General features: G+C 67.5%; 16 protein-coding genes. 6 read left to right on the top strand and 10 right to left on the bottom strand.

Annotation, left to right across the window (positions count from 1 at the left end; genetic code table 11):
• Positions 1 to 95: 95 nt before the first annotated feature.
• On the bottom strand, positions 96 to 563 hold the full coding sequence (locus ACWDNU_RS23525; protein ID WP_449670467.1) for a nitroreductase family deazaflavin-dependent oxidoreductase: 468 nt from the start codon (positions 561 to 563) through the stop codon (positions 96 to 98).
• Between the two features lie 150 nt (positions 564 to 713).
• Between ACWDNU_RS23525 and ACWDNU_RS23520 the strand changes: the two genes are divergently transcribed.
• Positions 714 to 1,952 (top strand): FAD-dependent oxidoreductase, encoded by a 1,239-nt coding sequence (locus ACWDNU_RS23520; RefSeq protein ID WP_449670466.1) that lies wholly within the window; start codon positions 714 to 716, stop codon positions 1,950 to 1,952.
• 58 nt (positions 1,953 to 2,010) lie between these two features.
• Positions 2,011 to 3,207: an MFS transporter gene (locus tag ACWDNU_RS23515; protein WP_449670465.1), complete on the top strand. Its 1,197-nt coding sequence runs from the start codon at positions 2,011 to 2,013 to the stop codon at positions 3,205 to 3,207.
• A 51-nt stretch (positions 3,208 to 3,258) separates the two neighbouring features.
• Here the strand turns inward: ACWDNU_RS23515 and ACWDNU_RS23510 are convergent, their stop codons facing one another.
• Complete coding sequence (locus ACWDNU_RS23510) at positions 3,259 to 3,726, bottom strand: WapI family immunity protein (protein WP_449670464.1); 468 nt, start codon at positions 3,724 to 3,726, stop codon at positions 3,259 to 3,261.
• A gap of 126 nt (positions 3,727 to 3,852) precedes the next feature.
• On the opposite strand from ACWDNU_RS23510, the gene ACWDNU_RS23505 reads away from it, so the two are divergent.
• Positions 3,853 to 4,380 (top strand): GNAT family N-acetyltransferase, encoded by a 528-nt coding sequence (locus tag ACWDNU_RS23505; protein ID WP_449670463.1) that lies wholly within the window; start codon positions 3,853 to 3,855, stop codon positions 4,378 to 4,380.
• Positions 4,381 to 4,651: 271 nt separating this feature from the next.
• On the opposite strand, the gene ACWDNU_RS23500 is transcribed toward ACWDNU_RS23505, so the two are convergent.
• From ACWDNU_RS23500 to ACWDNU_RS23485, 4 genes are read right to left on the bottom strand one after another with little or no spacing between them, the layout of a single operon-like run.
• Positions 4,652 to 5,542, bottom strand: a complete 891-nt coding sequence (locus ACWDNU_RS23500; protein ID WP_370934335.1) for an ABC transporter substrate-binding protein — start codon at positions 5,540 to 5,542, stop codon at positions 4,652 to 4,654.
• Complete coding sequence (locus ACWDNU_RS23495) at positions 5,539 to 6,243, bottom strand: ABC transporter permease (protein ID WP_344270867.1); 705 nt, start codon at positions 6,241 to 6,243, stop codon at positions 5,539 to 5,541. Before ACWDNU_RS23495 ends, ACWDNU_RS23500 begins: the two co-directional genes overlap by 4 nt.
• Positions 6,240 to 6,932, bottom strand: coding sequence for an ABC transporter permease (locus ACWDNU_RS23490; protein WP_344270864.1), 693 nt, complete (start codon positions 6,930 to 6,932; stop codon positions 6,240 to 6,242). Before ACWDNU_RS23490 ends, ACWDNU_RS23495 begins: the two co-directional genes overlap by 4 nt.
• Positions 6,932 to 8,020 (bottom strand): ABC transporter ATP-binding protein, encoded by a 1,089-nt coding sequence (locus tag ACWDNU_RS23485; RefSeq protein WP_370934334.1) that lies wholly within the window; start codon positions 8,018 to 8,020, stop codon positions 6,932 to 6,934. Before ACWDNU_RS23485 ends, ACWDNU_RS23490 begins: the two co-directional genes overlap by 1 nt.
• Before the next feature lie 96 nt (positions 8,021 to 8,116).
• On the opposite strand from ACWDNU_RS23485, the gene ACWDNU_RS23480 reads away from it, so the two are divergent.
• Positions 8,117 to 9,541, top strand: a complete 1,425-nt coding sequence (locus ACWDNU_RS23480) for a bis-aminopropyl spermidine synthase family protein (protein WP_370934333.1) — start codon at positions 8,117 to 8,119, stop codon at positions 9,539 to 9,541.
• Positions 9,542 to 9,978: 437 nt separating this feature from the next.
• Here ACWDNU_RS23480 and ACWDNU_RS23475 read toward each other — a convergent pair whose 3' ends face one another.
• Both ACWDNU_RS23475 and ACWDNU_RS23470 read right to left on the bottom strand, forming a co-directional pair.
• A complete protein-coding gene (locus ACWDNU_RS23475; protein WP_449670462.1) occupies positions 9,979 to 10,920 on the bottom strand; it encodes a TIGR03620 family F420-dependent LLM class oxidoreductase in 942 nt (313 codons plus the stop codon).
• Between the two features lie 30 nt (positions 10,921 to 10,950).
• Positions 10,951 to 12,132, bottom strand: coding sequence for an NAD(P)-dependent malic enzyme (locus tag ACWDNU_RS23470; RefSeq protein ID WP_354750378.1), 1,182 nt, complete (start codon positions 12,130 to 12,132; stop codon positions 10,951 to 10,953).
• Positions 12,133 to 12,503: 371 nt separating this feature from the next.
• Between ACWDNU_RS23470 and ACWDNU_RS23465 the strand changes: the two genes are divergently transcribed.
• Complete coding sequence (locus ACWDNU_RS23465; RefSeq protein ID WP_370934331.1) at positions 12,504 to 13,112, top strand: dTDP-4-dehydrorhamnose 3,5-epimerase family protein; 609 nt, start codon at positions 12,504 to 12,506, stop codon at positions 13,110 to 13,112.
• Here the strand turns inward: ACWDNU_RS23465 and ACWDNU_RS23460 are convergent.
• The gene (locus ACWDNU_RS23460) at positions 13,109 to 14,731 is read right to left on the bottom strand and encodes a GMC oxidoreductase (protein ID WP_449670461.1); all 1,623 of its coding nucleotides are present in this window, start codon (positions 14,729 to 14,731) and stop codon (positions 13,109 to 13,111) included. The two genes, ACWDNU_RS23465 and ACWDNU_RS23460, sit on opposite strands and share 4 nt — an antisense overlap.
• A gap of 124 nt (positions 14,732 to 14,855) precedes the next feature.
• Positions 14,856 to 15,332, bottom strand: coding sequence for a hotdog fold domain-containing protein (locus tag ACWDNU_RS23455; RefSeq protein ID WP_449670469.1), 477 nt, complete (start codon positions 15,330 to 15,332; stop codon positions 14,856 to 14,858).
• A gap of 86 nt (positions 15,333 to 15,418) precedes the next feature.
• Here ACWDNU_RS23455 and ACWDNU_RS23450 point away from each other — a divergent pair, with 86 nt between their 5' ends.
• On the top strand, positions 15,419 to 16,009 hold the full coding sequence (locus ACWDNU_RS23450) for an acid phosphatase (protein ID WP_449670460.1): 591 nt from the start codon (positions 15,419 to 15,421) through the stop codon (positions 16,007 to 16,009).
• The last annotated feature ends 1 nt before the right edge of the window (position 16,010 follow it).

Raw genomic sequence — 16,010 nt, 5'->3', positions numbered from 1 at the left:
CCCGCCGACCAGTTCGACCACGACGTCGACGTCGTCCCGCGCCACCAGCGCGGCGGCGTCGTCAGTGAGCAGTTCGGCGGGCAGCTCCGGGTGCTCTAACCGGCATCGCCACTCACGACCGCCTCCACCCGAAACACCGCGATCCTCGCCGCAGCCGCCGCCACCCCGTCCGGCGTCGGCGACTCCGCCAACCCCGTCGTGACGTAACGCTTCCCCACACTCGCCGGCCCGCCAGCCACCACCTCGCGCAACACCGGCCCCCGCTCCGCGACCGGCAGTTCCGCGAACCGCACCCGCCGCGACCGTCGCCCGCGAGACAGCGTGCCCGCCCCGGCCGCGCGCACGTTCGCCACCCAGGCCGCCTTCGGGAACGCCTGGATCAGGTACTCCTCCCCCTGAACTTTCAATACTGCCAACGGAAACGTCCGAGGCTCGCCGCTGCGCCGCCCGGGGACGGTGAGCAGCTCCATCGGCCCGAACGCGAGCCCCGCGCGCTGCAGGGCGGTGATGAACCGGTTGATCGTGTTGACCTTGCGCCGGTATCCGGCCGCCTTGGTGTCCATGGCTCCGAGCGTACGCCATCTTGTATGAGTTTCATACTTTCTGGTACTCGTATATATACCTTCCGGTTATGCCCGGGGTACCGGAAAGGCAGTGGCGGGGCACCGGCCGGACCAAGTTGACTGGTTGACAAACATCCGAGGAGGGCTGGAGTGCACTACGACGTCGTCGTAGTCGGAGGCGGTGCTGGGGGTATCGCCTCCGCGGCCGGGGCGGCGCGGACCGGGGCGCGGGTGCTGCTGGTCGAGCAGTACCCGTACCTTGGCGGCGCGGCGACGATCAGCTCCGTGCTGACCCTGTGCGGTTTCTTCGACCAGACCGGCGAGCAGGTCGTCGCGGGCGTCGGCGACGAGGTGCTGCGGCGGCTGCGCCAGCGCGGCGCCTACGAAGAAAAGACGATGGGCTGGACCGGCAACAAGATCGTCCTGCTCGATCTCGAAACCACCAAACTCGTCTATGACCAGCTGGCCGCCGACGCCGGCGTGGACGTCCTCCTGCACACCAAACTCGTCGGCGCGAAACGGACGCACGGAGTCGTCACCGAGGTCGAACTGCACCATCGCGGCGGCCGGGAACAGGTCACCGCCGGCGCGTTCATCGACGCCAGCGGCGACGGCGCGCTCCTGGCCGACGCCGGAGCCGCCGTCCGCGTCTCGCCGCCCGGCGACCGGCAAACCAGCACGCTCGTCTGCCGATTCTCCGGCGTCCCAGAAGACGCTGACCTCTCGCGCGAGGGCCTGCGGGCCGCAGTCGCGGCGTACCAACGGGAAACCGGCGTCCAGCTGGCCCGCGACTACGGCATCGCCGTGCATCTTCCCTTGACCCGCAACGTAATCGCGCTCTTGGTGGACGAACAAACCGACGTCCTGAACGCCGCCGCGCTAAGCCGCGACGAAGCCAACGCGCGCCGGCAGGCGTGGCAATACCTCGACGCCCTGCGCAAACACCTGCCTGGTTGGTCCTCCGCCCGCCTAGAGGAAACCGGCCCACAGCTAGGCATCCGCGAAGGACGGCACCTGGTCGGCCGCGAACAACTCACCGGCCGCGACGTCCTGACCGCGCGCAAGCGCCCCGACGCGTCCATCGGCCGCTGCGGCTGGCCGATCGAAGACCACGCAGGCCCAGGCGTCACCCGCTACGAACCGATCGCCGACCGGGGCTGGTACGACCTGCCTTACGGCGCGATCTGCTCCGCCGACACCGCGAACCTCTGGGCCGTCGGCCGCCTGACCAGCTCCGACGACGACGCGTACGCATCAGTCAGAGTCATGGGCACCGCTTTCGCGACCGGCCACGCCGCGGGGGTCGCCGCCGCACAGTACGTCGACGGCCGCGCCCACGACGTCCGCGCGATCCGCGCCGAGTTACACCGCCAAGACGCACTGGCTTGACCCGCCGCGCCCGGTGACGGGAACCTTCCCTGATCATCCTCAGGCCGAAGGAGCCCTCATGCCGAGCCGCTATCGCTGGGTCGTCCTGCTGCTCTGCTGGGCAGTGTTCACGATGACCTCAGTCGACCGGTCGACGTGGGGCCCGGCGTCGTCGGCGGTCAGCGATTCACTCGGCGTCCCACTGGCCGCGCTCGGGATCTTCGCCACCTGCTACTACATCGGCTACGTCATCTCCAACACCGCGGGCGGTTTCCTCTCGGATTGGTTGGGCAGCCGCGCCGTCCTAGGCATCAGCTCCCTGGTCGCAGGCGTCCTGATGGTGGGGTTCGGCTCCACGACCTCCATCGCCTGGGGCCTGGTCCTGCAAGCCCTGCTCGGCCTATTCGCCGGAGTCGACTTCTCCGCCGGGCTCAAGCTCATCACCACGTGGTTCCGCCCGGAGGAGCACGGCCTGGCGAGCGGCATCTTCATGACCGCGACGTCGCTAGGAACCGTCGTAGCCAACGCCGTCGTCCCGACCCTGGTGAAGAACAGCGGCTGGCCAGTGTCGTACCACCTCTTCGGCGGAGTCACCGTCGTACTCGGCCTGCTGTGCCTGATCTTCATCCGCAACGGCACCCCCTCAGCTGGCCCCCGCACCCTGCCGAACCCGCGCCCGCTCTTCCGCAACCGCGACCTGCTGCTGCTCGGCCTGGCCGGTTTCGGCGGCCTATGGGGCACTTACGGTTTCGTCACGTGGTCCAACACCCTGATGATCCGAGGCGAACACATCGACCCCGTGCGCGCGGGCGTGGTCCTGGTGATCTTCTCCGGGACCGCAGTCGTCATCAAACCGCTGATCGGCTGGCTCACCGACAAAATCGGCCTGGGCAGGCGAATCCCCATCATCGCCGTCCTCATCCTCTTCGGCGCGGCGCTACTGGTCTTCGGTTCCTTGAACAGCTACAGCGCTTTCCTAGTAGTAGCCCCAATTCTCGGCATCGGCGCCTACGCCTACAGCCCACTGACCGCCGCCATGATCCCCGCCCTGACCGGCCCCCGCCTAGCCGGTTCCGCCGCCGGTGCCGTGAACGCCTTCTGGCAGCTGGGCAGCGTAATCGTGCCTGCCGTGGTCGGCCCGGTCTTCCACGCGAGCGGCTCGTTCTACGCGGCTTTCCTCACCTTGGCCGCCGGACCGCTCGTGGGAGCGGCGGTTCTGCTTTTCATGCGCGACGACCGTCCAGCGAGGGTTTCCCCGCAAGCGGCGACGATGTGAGAACGGCCTCCTGATTAGTCCGGGACAGTCTTCCTCACCTGCGGCCGAAGATCAGCGTTGGCCGAATACCGGGAAGACCTTCTCGATCGAGGACAGGCCGTCGAGGATCGCCGGAAGGTGGGTCTGGTCAAGCTCGCCGATGCGGAAGGACAGCTTGTTCCCCGTCCCGTGTCCGTCGATGGCCACGCCCTCGACCTCGACCGCGCCGGATTTAGCCACGGTGACCGTCAGGTCGAGCCACTTCTCCATCGACGTCAGCTGGGCGACTCCGCCGAAGCCGTCATAGGCCTTCGCCAGCTGCTCCCGGAAGCTTTGCAGTTCGTCGGCCCGCAACCCCGCGGGCACCCGGGCGGTGAACCCGCCGGCGACGAGGTCAACCGGACTGAAAAGCCAGTTGCCGTCCCAGGAATCAGTCGCACCGGCGTGCATCCGCCCCAGGACAGTGATCACCAACCGATCACCAGCCTTCGCGCCGATGGTCACCGAAGGGTTGTCTTCGCTTTCACCGAGATCGCTCAACGCATGATCACCGTCATCCCGTCGGCCGAGTCCTCGAGAAGCACCTTAATGCGACCGGCCTGGCGATCGCGGTCTCCACGCGAAATCAATTTCCGCGCAGCCCGTCGCTCAGGGAGACTGAGCGGCATGCAGATCCGCCAGTCGACCTCCGACGACGCACCCGCGATCCACGCCGTGCACACCGCCGCCTTCCGCGCCCACAACAAGGACGTCACCGGCGAAATGCCCGAAGCGAAGCTAGTCACCGAACTAACCGCGGACGGCGATCTGCTCCCCGCCCTGTCGTTCGTCGCCCACCGCGACGGCGAACTGATCGGCCACGCCTGCTCCAGCCCAGGCCACCTAGGCGACGACTCAGAATCCGCCATCGGTTTCGGCCCGCTAGGCGTCCTCCCCGAACACCAACGCAGCGGCGCGGGCTCGGCCTTGGTCCACGCGACGATCGGTGCCGCCAACGCCCTTGGTTACGGCCTGATCATCCTGCTGGGCGACCCGGGCTATTACTCCCGGTTCGGCTTCGTGCTGGCCGAAACGCTTGGCATCACGCCGCCGGTGCCGGAATGGGGCCCGCACTTCCAGGCCCTCCGGTTGGCTGCGTATGCACCGGAAAACCGGGGAGCGTTCCGCTACGCTGCGGCCTTTGACCGGCTTTGAGCAATGACCGAGGAAGAATACCTCGGACACCTCGAAGACGGACGCCGTCGCTTCGCCTGGGTCATGCAGCACCACGGCGACCTGACCCCAGCCGAAGCCGAAGCAGCCGCCTTAAAGCAATACCCCCACCAACCGCCCGAAGCCCCGTATCGCTGGCTGATCTTCCACGACCATGCCTGGGGCATTGGGCGATGCTGCAGATCCACGGCGAGCTCTACTGGACCAAGCACCCAGAGCTACTCAGCCCACCACCCGAATACACTGCGCTCGGCTAAGACTTCAACCCATTCCGCTGCAAAAACTCCTCAGCAACATCCTTGGCATTCCGCTTCTCATCCGTGTACTGCACATTCAGCTCAGTCAACTGCTCAGTAGTCAACGCCGCGGAAACCCGATTCAACGCAGCCGTCTCGGCATCGTTCAGCGTCCCCCGCGCCACCAACGGCACGATGTTCTGCGCCGGGAACATGTGCTTGTCATCCTCCAACGGCACGAACCCGTTCGACGCGATAGTCGCTGACGTACTGAACAGGTCCGCCACCTGCACTTCACCAGACTTCAGAGCCGCCACCGTCACTGGGCCGCCGGTGTCCGTGGTGCGGATTTCCTTGAATTCGCATCCGTACAGCTGCTTGATCCGGTCCTTCCACCGACTGCTCCACTGACCTGGCCCGCCCATTACCAGGTCCTTGCAACGTGGTCCGAGATCGGAGAACGTCTTGACCCCGGTGGCCGCAAGTTCCTTGCCCACCACGAGCAGATCCTTGTCCTGCGCGGGCGACTGAGCGAGAACTTCAAACCCAGCCGGGATTTTCTGCTTCAGCTGCGCATAGACATCTTCCGAAGTGGTCGCCGGGGTGTTCTTGTCGAAGTATCGCAGCAAGTTCCCTGAGTAATCCGGCACCACGGACAAAGACTTGTCCTGCAACGCTTTCACGACAACCTCGCGACTGCCGACCGGCGGCCGGACTGTCACGTTGTGCGCGCCGACATTGCGCAGAGCCCCGGCATAAATCTGGGCCAGCAAAGAGCTTTCCCCGACATCGGAAGCACCGATGATGATATCGCCGGTGCTGCCGCCCTCACCGCCGCCGGACAGCGGATTTCCGCACGCTGAAGCCACCAGCGCCAGCCCGGCAACCAGGATCCCCCACCGTTTCACGCTGCTCCTCCCGCAGCCACTGCCCGGCCGGACGCCGCTTGTGCGGCCAGCCGGACCCCCTTGGGCACCAAAGCCCGCTGCGCGGCGGCGAGCAGCAGGTCGACCACGATCGCCAGCAGGGCGGTGAGAATCGCGCCCGCGACGACCTCGGTGTAGTCCAAAATGGCCAGTCCGTCGAGCAGGAACCGGCCCAGGCCGCCGAGGCCGACATACGCGGCCACGGCGGCGGTCGCGATCAGCTGCAGCACGGCGTTGCGGATTCCGCCCAGTACCAGGGGAAGCGCGATCGGCACCTCCACCTGCCACAGCCGCTGCCAGCCGGTCATTCCGATGCCCTGCGCGGCGTCGACGACATCGTGTTCGGCCGCCTGCAGGCCGGCGTACGTTCCGGCCAGCACCGGCGGGATTGCCAGCACCACGAGGCCGATGATCGTCGCCGTCGTGCTTTCGGTGAAGAGCAGGAACAGGAACGTGACGAGCCCGAGCGTCGGCAGTGCGCGGATCGCGTTGCCGACGCCGACCAGCACGACGCCGCCGCGGCCGGTGTGGCCTACGAACAGTCCGATCGGGATCGCGATCACCAACGCGATGACCAGCGCCAATGCGATGTAGCCGACGTGCTGGGCCAGCCTGGCGAGAATGCCGCCCGAGCCCTGCCAGTTCGCGGCGGTGGTGAACCAGGTGAAAACGTCGCCGATCATCCCGCCACCTCCGCGGCCGGCGCGCGACCCGCTCTCTCCCAAGGCGTCAACAGATTGCGCAGCACCACCAGCAGCAGGTCGACGATCAGCGCGAGCAGCATCGTCAGCACGATTCCGACCACGATCGGCGAGAAGTATTCCCGCTGGAATCCGTCGGTGAACAGCACGCCCAGCGCGCCGGTTCCGATCAGCGCACCGACGCTGACCAGGCTGATATTGCTCACCGACGCCACCCGGACCCCAGCGGCGAGCACCGGCACCGAGAGCGGCAGTTCGACGCTGAAGAACCGGCGCGGCTCGCGATACCCGATCGCCGTGGCGGCCGCGACGATGTGCGGCGGGACGGCTTCCAGCGCGTCGAGCACCGGACGCACCAGCAGCGCGGTGGTGTAGATCGTCAGCGCGACGATCACGTTGACGCTGTCGAGAATCTTCGTGCCGATAATGCCGGGGATCACTACGAAAAGCGCCAATGATGGAATCGTGTACAGCAGATTCCCCACCACCAGCAGCACACTGCGCGCGGGCCGCCAGCGATGCCCGAGCCAGCCGAGCAGGATCGCCAGCACGATGCCCGCGACCAGCGGCACCAGCGCGAGATAGATGTTCTCGAGGAGGTTGGAGAGGATTTCGTCGCGGTTGTTGGCGCTCGAAAGGTACCGGCCGAGTTCGCCGAAGAAGTCGCCCATCAGGACGCCTGTGGGGAGGCCTCGATTACATCCAAGACCTGGTGCGCGACCACCGTCCCGAGCACGCGGTTCTCCTCGTCCACGACCACGCCGAGGCTGGCGGGCGACGACAGGGCCGCGTCGAGCGCCCCGCGGATCGGCGTGCCCTGCACGTACAGCGATCCGCCTGCCACGAGGTCGGTTTCGGCCAACGGACCGTCCACTGTGGATCCTGGCGGCAGCCATCCGCGCGGCTGCTTCTCATCGTTCACCGCGAGCAGCCAGCCCTCCGACGGACCGTCGACCTTGCTACCGAGATCGATCGTCCGGGCCGGCGACACCTCGACGCCGCTCGCCGGAAGGAACGAAAGCCCGCGATATCCACGATCGCGGCCGACGAACGAGGCGACGAAGTCGTCCACCGGATGCCGCAGCACCTCGGCCGGAGTGCCGTACTGCGCGAGCTTCCCGCCGACACGCATCACCGCGACCTTGTCGCCGAGCCGCACGGCCTCGTCGATGTCGTGCGTGACGAACACGATTGTCTTGCCCAGCTGGGATTGCAGCCGCAGCAGCTCGTCCTGCAGCCCTTCGCGGACCACCGGGTCGACCGCCGAAAACGGCTCGTCCATCAACAACACCGGCGAATCGGCCGCGAGCGCCCGAGCCACGCCGACGCGCTGCTGCTGCCCGCCGGACAGCTGCGCCGGATACCGCTTCCCGAGTTCCGTCGGGAGCCCGACTGTCTCCAGCAGTTCGGCCGCACGGGCGCGCGCCTTGCGTTTGTCCCATCCGGACAGCAGCGGCACGGTAGCGATGTTGTCGAGCACTGTCCGGTGTGGAAAGAGACCGGCGTGCTGGATCACGTAACCGATGCCGCGGCGCAGCACCGCCGGGTCGCCTTCGCTGACGTCCTTGCCGTCCAGCAGCACCGCGCCCGAGGTCGGCTCGACCATCCGGTTGATCATCCGCAGCGAGGTGGTCTTGCCGCAGCCGGACGGGCCGACGAACACCGTGATCGTGCCGTCTTCCACGGTCAGCGAGAGGCCGTCGACCGCGACCGTGCCGTCCGGATAGCGTTTGACGACGTCTCGGAATTCGATGGTCACAGACTTCTCCCCACGTCCGGTGCAGAGTCCGACGGTAGCCCACTCGCGCGGCCTTGGCAGCCCGTCCCGGAGGGTGGCCGACTAGTCTGGGACCCCGTGACCGCCCTAGACGACGTCCTCGCCGCACACGGTGCCGCCGTCCGCCCGCTCTACGAGGTACTAGGCCTGCTGCGCAGCGGCTCCTACGAACTGCCCGACCTAGTGCGGCTCACCGCGGCCCCGCGCCGAAGCGTCGAAGACCTTCTCGCGGCGCTGGAACCGGACCTGGAACGCTCTCCCGCTGGCGTCCGAATCGCCCCTGACTCGCGCCCCGCCTACGCCGCTTACTCCCTGCCTCCTCTGCCCGATCCCCTCGACGCCGCAGTCGCAGACCAGCCCGCCCTGCTCACCATGCTGGCCGAACGCATCGCCGCCGTCCCGCCGCCGCTGGCCGCCCTGGACCACGTGCAAGCCACGCCGGAGACGGTGCTGCGCCGCGCATTGTGGCTGAACTCTCGCTACGACCTCCGCCGCAGCAAGGTCCTCTTCCTAGGCGACCACGACCTGACTTCGCTTGCTGTGCGCGCAGTGTGCCCGGAGGCCGAACTGTCCGTAGTGGACCTGGACGAACGCGTCCTGTCCTACCTGGACACCACCGGCGAACGCAGCATCTTCACCGCCCACGCCGATTTGCGCGTCGGCCTGCCTCCCGCGCTGACTGGCAAAGCAGACCTGGTCTTCAGCGATCCGCCCTACACGCCCGAAGGCATGGGCCTCTTCGCCGCCCGCGCAGTGCAAGCTTTGCGCGAACCCACCGAAGGCCGAATCCTCCTGGCTTACGGCTACAGCCCGCGCCACCCCGCCCTAGGCGCACAGGTACAGCGTTCGCTAGCCACCCTGGGCCTCACCTTCGAGGCAATCCTCCCCGACTTCAACCGCTACACCGGCGCACAAGCCATCGGCAGCGCAGCGGACCTTTACGTCTGCCAGCCAACCGCGAAGGCCAAGAAATCGTTCGCCCGCAAGGGAAGCTCCGCGATCTACACGCACGGCCCGCAATCAGTGGAAGCGGCCGCCACCAAACCGGGACTGCTGGCCGCCGCCCGGGAAATCGCCTCCGAAGGCGGCCTAGCCCTGGAAACCCGCCCCGTCGGCTGGGCCACGTCCGGCCCCGAGGGCGACGCCGTCGCCATGGACCTCTCGGCCGATCCAGGCCCATGGCTCCTGCGCACCCTGCTGGGCACCAACGCCCGCCGCCTGGCGCTGCTGGTGCCGAACAACCACCCCGACCTCGCGGACGCCGCCGCACAAGCAGCCCTGACCTCGCTGGTAGCGGACAAGTATCGGCTGCGCCTGCTCCGCAGCACCCCGGACAACCGCCACGCCATCGTCGCGGCAGACGTAGTGGACCACCCGTCCGACCTGCTGACCCGCGCCCACGCGAGGCTGGCGAACGCCGCACTGAACGTCCCTGCGGACCTTGCGGACCTACGACTGGTGGATGTCCCCCGACACCGCTTGGCGGAGCTGCTCCCCGGCTAACCCTCGCGCGTCGCTGAGCGGCCAGATTGAAGCGGGCAGAGCGGCTGGATTGAAGATCCAGCCGCGGCCAGATTGCAGGCACCCTAGCGGCCAGATTGCGGAGCCCTCCACGCCAGCGCACTCACCTTCGCCGGGGCTCGCGCACGCGGCCCATCTCTGCCCGCCCGAAAGCTGCCGTGAGGGGAACCCTGAGGGAATCTGATTCCCTCAGGGTTCCCCTCACGACCCTCGACGGTCCACCGCCGCGATGCGCCCAACGAAACCAGGCACCCACAACCACCCCCGCACCCCGATACGAAACCAGAAATGCAGTCTGCGGGGGCTTGTCAAGACATCTTTCCCGCCTTGACAAGCCCCCGCAGACTGTCATCACAATCAGCTTCGGGGTGCCCCGCGCAACCAAGGCAGCAATGTCGCCGCCAGGCGACGAGCCACCCCTAAAACAACCCTTCAGCCAACTCCCGATAAACCCCCAGCACCTCGTCGTCATAAACCTGCAACCGCACCCCAGGCAACCCCGGATGCATCTGGTACTTCTCCGTAATCACCTGCACCACAACATGATCCGCCCCCGCCGCCCGATGCTCCCCCAGCCGCCGAGCAACCGACGAAACATCCCCCACCGCCACGAGATCGTCAATCAACCGATCAGACCCAGCCACATCCTCTTCCGAATACCCCAACCGCCGCAAATTGCTCACATAATTAACCAACCCCAAATAAGGATGCTCCACCCGAGGCCGAGCCACCCCTCGACCCCGAACCGCATCCGAATCCACCACGACCTTCTGCTCAGGAGCCACGAACCCGGAAGACCCCACCGCCTCCCGAGCCATCCGCGTATGCGCGGGCGGAACCAAATACGGCACCACCCCGCCAGCCCGCTCAGCAGCCAACTCCAACATCCTCGGCCCTAACGCGGCGAGCACCCGCCCAGAAACCGGCACCCCACCCTCGTCCAGCACATCGAGAAACCGCCGAACCGCGTCCATCGGGCGCTCGTACCCCGCCGACTGCTCCCGATGCCCAACCCCGACCCCGAGCACAAACCGCCCAGGAAACCGCTCGCTGACCCGGTGATACGAGGCCGCCAACACAGCCGGATCCCCCGACCAGACATTGACGATGCTCGACCCCACCACCAACGACTCGGTAGCCGCCAGCAGCTCGTCGATCCCGGCCAGATCCACCCCAGGACCACCGAGCCACAACGCCGAATACCCCAGCTGCTCGATCTCGGAAGCCATCGCCGGAGTCGTCAACGCCCCGGCCTGCCAAACGCCGTACCCGCGCAATCCGATCTTCATGAGACCCACCGTGCCGACCAAAAAATGGACCAGCAAGTCCAAAATGACGGCAAAAAGAAAGACCCCCGGCAACCAGCACCAGAGGGCCTTCCCACAAGAAGATCAGCCAGTCACGCCGTCCTGCTCAGCAGCCTTGGCCACCGCAGCAGCGACCTCCGGCGCAACCCGCGGATCCAACGGACTAGGCACAATCCGATCCCGCCCGAGATCATCCGAAGCCACGGCCACGATCGCGTCCGCGGCAGCCAGCTTCATGTTCTCCGTAATCGCCCGCGCCCCAGCGTCCAGCGCCCCGCGGAACACCCCAGGGAACGCCAGCACGTTGTTGATCTGGTTCGGGAAATCGCTGCGCCCAGTGGCAACAATCGCCGCGTGCTGCGCGGCGACCGCCGGGTGCACCTCCGGGTCCGGATTGGACAGCGCGAACACGATCGAGTCGTCCGCCATCGTCGACAGCAGTGAAGGATCGATAGTCGCCCCGGACAAGCCGAGGAACACGTCGGCCCCGCGCAGCGCCTCGGCGAGACCGCCGGTCAGCCCGGCCTTGTTCGTGGTCTCCACCAGCTGCCGCTTGATCGGGTTCAGGTCCTCGCGTCCCGCGTGCACGATGCCGCGCGAGTCGAGCACCGTCACGTCCGCGACGCCGGCCGCGAGCAGGATCTTCGCGCAGGCCACCCCAGCCGCGCCCGCCCCGGACACCACGACGCGCTCGCCGGCGATGTCGCGGTCGAGCACCAGGTTCGCGCCGCGCAGGGCGGCGAGGGTGACGATCGCGGTGCCGTGCTGGTCGTCGTGCATGACCGGGCAGTCCAGCGCTTCCTTGAGCTTGTCCTCCAGCTCGAAGCAGCGCGGCGCGGAGATGTCCTCGAGGTTGACCGCGCCGAACGACGGGCGCAGCCGGACCAGGGTCTCGACGATCTCGTCGACGTCGGTGGTGTCGAGCACCAGCGGGATCGAGTCCAGCCCGCCGAAGGTCTTGAAGAGGACCGACTTGCCCTCCATGACCGGCAGCGACGCGCTCGCGCCGATGTCCCCGAGGCCGAGCACCGCGGTGCCGTCGCTGACCACTGCCACAAGCCGGTCCGCCCAGGTGTACCGCTTCGCCTTGGCCGCGTCCTCGGCGATCGCGCGGCTCACCTTCGCCACGCCGGGCGTGTAGGCGATCGAGAGGTCGCGCGGGTCGGAGATCGGCCGGGTCGCCGCCACGGAGAGCTTGCCGCCCTCGTGCCCGGTGAAGATCTCGGCGTCGGTCACGGCCGCGACGGTGCTGGCCTGGTCGGTCATCGGGGTTCCTGTCGTGGGAATGACGGAAGCGGGCGGATGGGTCTGGGTCATCGAACGTACTCCTGGGACTGCGAGCGGGGGACCACCTGGTCGACGGGCGAACACGCCCGTCGCGTGTGGGAACTCGTCCTCCGGACGGCAGCCCAGCGCGGTAGCGCCGGCCTGTCGGCGAGGCGTCTGCACGGCCATCCGATCCGTGGGGTGTGGCGATGGCCGCCGACGCTGCGGTTCGTCAATCATGACAGGCCCCCGGTCGGACCCGACCCCTCGGTGCGGCTCATGTCACAGATTCGCGATTCCCAAGACGTCCGTCCGGTTTCGGAAGCAGTTCCGTTCCGGTGCCGGAAATCGCACTCGATATGGTGACGGCCATGGAGTTCCGCCCGCTCAAGGTCCCCGACGCTTTCGAGTTCGTCCCGCGCGTGTTCCCCGACGAGCGCGGGTTGTTCGCCGCGCCGCTCCAGGAGGAAGCGATCGTTCGCGCGACCGGGCACCCGCTGCGCGTCGCGCAGACGAACCACAGCGTTTCCCGCGCGGGCTCGATCCGCGGCGTGCACTTCGCCGACACCCCGCCGGGACAGGCGAAGTACGTCTACTGCCCGGTCGGTTCGCTGCTGGACGTGGTGGTGGACCTGCGCGTCGGCTCGCCGACGTTCGGCGAATGGGATTCGGTGCGGCTCGATTCGTCCGAATTCCACGCCGTGTACGTGGCCGAAGGGATCGGGCACGCCTTCATCGCGCTGGAAGACAACACCGCGATGTCGTATCTCTGCTCGGAGCCGTACAACCCGGCGGGCGAGCATGGGATCAACCCGCTCGACCCGGCGCTGGACCTGCCGTGGCCCGCCGAACTGGCGCCTATTGTGTCCGAAAAGGACAAAGCAGCGCCGACCCTGGCCGAAGCGCTCGACCAGGGCCTGCTGCCGTCGTATGCGGATTGCGTGGCGTACTACGAAAAGCTGCGCTCAGCGCACCGCTAGGCGCGCACGCCGTCCTCGGCGATGACCCGTTCGATATTGCGCTCGGCCAGCGCGGTGATCGTCACGAACGGGTTCACGCCGGTGCTGCCCGGAATCAGCGAACCGTCCGTCACATACAGGTTCCGGTAGCCCTTCACGCGCCCGTAGTTGTCGGTCGCGTCGCCGAGCACCAATCCGCCGAGCGGGTGGTAGGTGAAGCGGTTCTCGAACGCCCGAGTGTCGCCGAAGAGGTCGTAGCGGTAGATCGTGGAGTTCGCCTTGTTGATCCGGTCGAACAACGATTTCGCCGCGTCGATCGACGGCTGCCCCTGGTCCGGCGTCCACTGCAGTTTCACCGAATCGCTGGCGGAGTCGTAGGTGAAGTGGCCGCGCTCGGGGTTCTTGGTGATCGCCAGGTACAGGCTCGCCCACGTCTCGAGCCCGGCGGGCACCGGCGCGATCTCGGCGAACACCGGATGCGTCGGGTTGTCCCAGTCGTCGATGCCGAGCGCGGGCATCCCGGCTTCCAGGCTGCCGGTCGTGTCCCACACGTGGTTGGCGCGGCCGAGCATCACGTTGCCGTTGGTACCCCAGCCCTGCCCGACGGCCTCGGACAGCCGCGGCAGCCGACCGGTGTCGCGGGCGCGCACCAGCAGTTCGGTCGAGCCGAGGCTGCCCGCGCCGAGGAACAGGTACTTCGTGGACAGGTGCTTGGTGGAGAGCACGTTGCCGAGCGCGTCGGATTCGCGCACGACGAGCGTGTACGTGCCGTCCTGCTGCTGAATGATCTCGCGGACCTCGCTCAGCGTCTGGATCGTCACGTGCCCGGTGCCGAGCGCGGCGGCGAGATACGTCTTGTCCAGCGAGCGTTTGCCGTGGTTGTTGCCGTAGATGACCTCGGACGCGAGCGCCGAACGCTCGACAGTGCCAGCCTCTTCCTGCTTCATGTAGTCGAAGTCGTAGACGCTCGGCACGAACGTGGTCTTCAAGCCGGTTTTCTGCGCGGCTTTCCGGGAAACGCGTGCGAACTGGTACGACTTGCAGGTCTCGAACCAGTCCTCGTCGATGTGGTTCACGCCGAGTCCTGCGTTGGCGCGCGGGTAGTACTTGCCGTACATCTCGTCGGCGTCCACCTGCGGCAGGATTTCCTCGAAGTACGAACGCTTCGGCTGCACCGCCATCGCGCCGTTCACCAGCGATCCGCCGCCGACGCCGCGCCCGACGTACACCGACATCCCGCCGTAGTTCACCCGGTCCAGCACCCCGGCGTACGGATCGATGTCGTGGTTCGCGATGTCCAGCCACAGGAACGACGCGAGCGGCGCTTCAGTGCGCTTCTTGAACCACATCGACCGCCGGTCCGGCTTCAGCATGTCGCAGAAGACCTTGCCGTCCGGGCCCGCTTCGTTCCACAGCTGGCCCATTTCGAGCATCACCGTGGGCACGCCCGCCTCGCCGAGCCTCAGCGCGGTGACCGCCGCGCCGTACCCGGTGCCGATCACCACCGCGGGCGAGTAGTCCGGCAGCGGCGCGACGGTGGCCGCGCGCGCGGTCGTCGCCGAAATGCTGGTCAGTCCGAGGGCCGCGGCGGAGTTCAGCGCGGCGAGGCCGAGGAATCGGCGACGGTTGAGGGAGGCCATGCCCGGCATGCTGACGTGGCGCGGAGCACCCTGGCAAGGCTAAAACGAACGCTATTCGCATTTGCCCAGTAAACGGTGTTAAGTTTCACTCGGCCGGGGTAACGGGACGTACAGGTTTCGCCGGTCAGGCGGCTTTCCGGGGCGTGACCCACACGGTGATCGTCGCGGTGACCACCTCGGTGCCGCGCGAGTCCACGATCCGCACCGGAACCGGAAGATCGAATCCCTCGGAGCCGAACTCGGGGATCTCCGGCAATTCAGCGATCGCGCGCAGCCCCGTTTCGGCTTTCGCGACGTAACTCACTTCCATGCCCTTGGGCAGCCACCGGTGCGTGGCCGGGACGGTGGCCTCGGCCAGCATGCCCATCGCGATCTCGGCGAGGTTGCAGGCGGCGATCGCGTGGAACGTCCGGATGTGGTTGTGCACACCCCACCACTTCGGCGCGGTCACCGAACAGTGCCCGGGACGGATCTCGCGGATGGTCGGCAAGACGGTGCCGAAGTAGGGCACGCGCAGGCACATCGCGGCGGAAAACAGCTGCTTGCCACCAGGTTTGGCGGCCAGCTTGCGCCACAGCCCGTACGTCGACGGCGAACCCATCAGCACCTCCCAGGTGAAGTTACTCACCAGTAGCCTCGCACACGACGAACCTGCCGGGCAAACCCGCCCCGGCTATATTCGGCCGCGTGGCACATCGGCTCTTTCTTCTCCGGCACGGCCAGACCGAATGGTCGTCGAACGGCAAGCACACCGGGCGCACCGACATCCCGCTGACCCCGGCGGGCGAGGACCAGGCACGCGCGGCGGGCGGTACCCTGCGAACCTTGCTCGGCGGACCGGGGCTGGTGCTTTCCAGCCCGCGCGGCCGCGCGCTGCGCACGGCGGAACTCGCCGGCCTGCGCGTGGACGAGGTCACCGAGGACCTGGCCGAGTGGGACTACGGCGACTACGAAGGCGTCACCACGCCGGAGATCCGCGAGACGGTTCCGGACTGGACCGTCTGGACGCGCCCGATCCCCGGCGGCGAAAGCGCGGAGGACGTACAGGCGCGCGCGGACAAGGTGCTCGACCGGGCCCGGCGCGAAATCGAGAACGGCGACGTGGTCCTGGTCGGACACGGGCACTTCAGCCGCGTGCTCGTCGCGCGCTGGCTCGGCCTGCCCGGCACCGCGGGTGTCCACTTCGGACTGGACCCGGCCGGTCTCGCGGTGCTCGGCGACGAGCGCGGCGAACCGCAGATCGAGCACCTGAACCTGCTGCCCGCACTGGAGGGATGAA

The organism is Amycolatopsis sp. NPDC003676 (genome assembly GCF_053587275.1).
The sequence above is the reverse complement of the archived record's forward strand: the minus strand, read 5'-3'. Positions and strand labels throughout refer to the sequence as shown.

Excerpts from the sequence above, each read along its gene's own strand:
- ACWDNU_RS23525 (WP_449670467.1), bottom strand. The coding sequence starts at position 563 with ATGGACACCAAGGCGGCCGGATACCGGCGCAAGGTCAACACGATCAAC.
- ACWDNU_RS23515 (WP_449670465.1), top strand. The coding sequence starts at position 2,011 with ATGCCGAGCCGCTATCGCTGGGTCGTCCTGCTGCTCTGCTGGGCAGTG.
- ACWDNU_RS23505 (WP_449670463.1), top strand. The coding sequence starts at position 3,853 with ATGCAGATCCGCCAGTCGACCTCCGACGACGCACCCGCGATCCACGCC.
- ACWDNU_RS23495 (WP_344270867.1), bottom strand. The coding sequence starts at position 6,243 with ATGATCGGCGACGTTTTCACCTGGTTCACCACCGCCGCGAACTGGCAG.
- ACWDNU_RS23490 (WP_344270864.1), bottom strand. The coding sequence starts at position 6,932 with ATGGGCGACTTCTTCGGCGAACTCGGCCGGTACCTTTCGAGCGCCAAC.
- ACWDNU_RS23470 (WP_354750378.1), bottom strand. The coding sequence starts at position 12,132 with ATGACCGACCAGGCCAGCACCGTCGCGGCCGTGACCGACGCCGAGATC.
- ACWDNU_RS23465 (WP_370934331.1), top strand. The coding sequence starts at position 12,504 with ATGGAGTTCCGCCCGCTCAAGGTCCCCGACGCTTTCGAGTTCGTCCCG.
- ACWDNU_RS23460 (WP_449670461.1), bottom strand. The coding sequence starts at position 14,731 with ATGGCCTCCCTCAACCGTCGCCGATTCCTCGGCCTCGCCGCGCTGAAC.
- ACWDNU_RS23455 (WP_449670469.1), bottom strand. The coding sequence starts at position 15,332 with ATGGGTTCGCCGTCGACGTACGGGCTGTGGCGCAAGCTGGCCGCCAAA.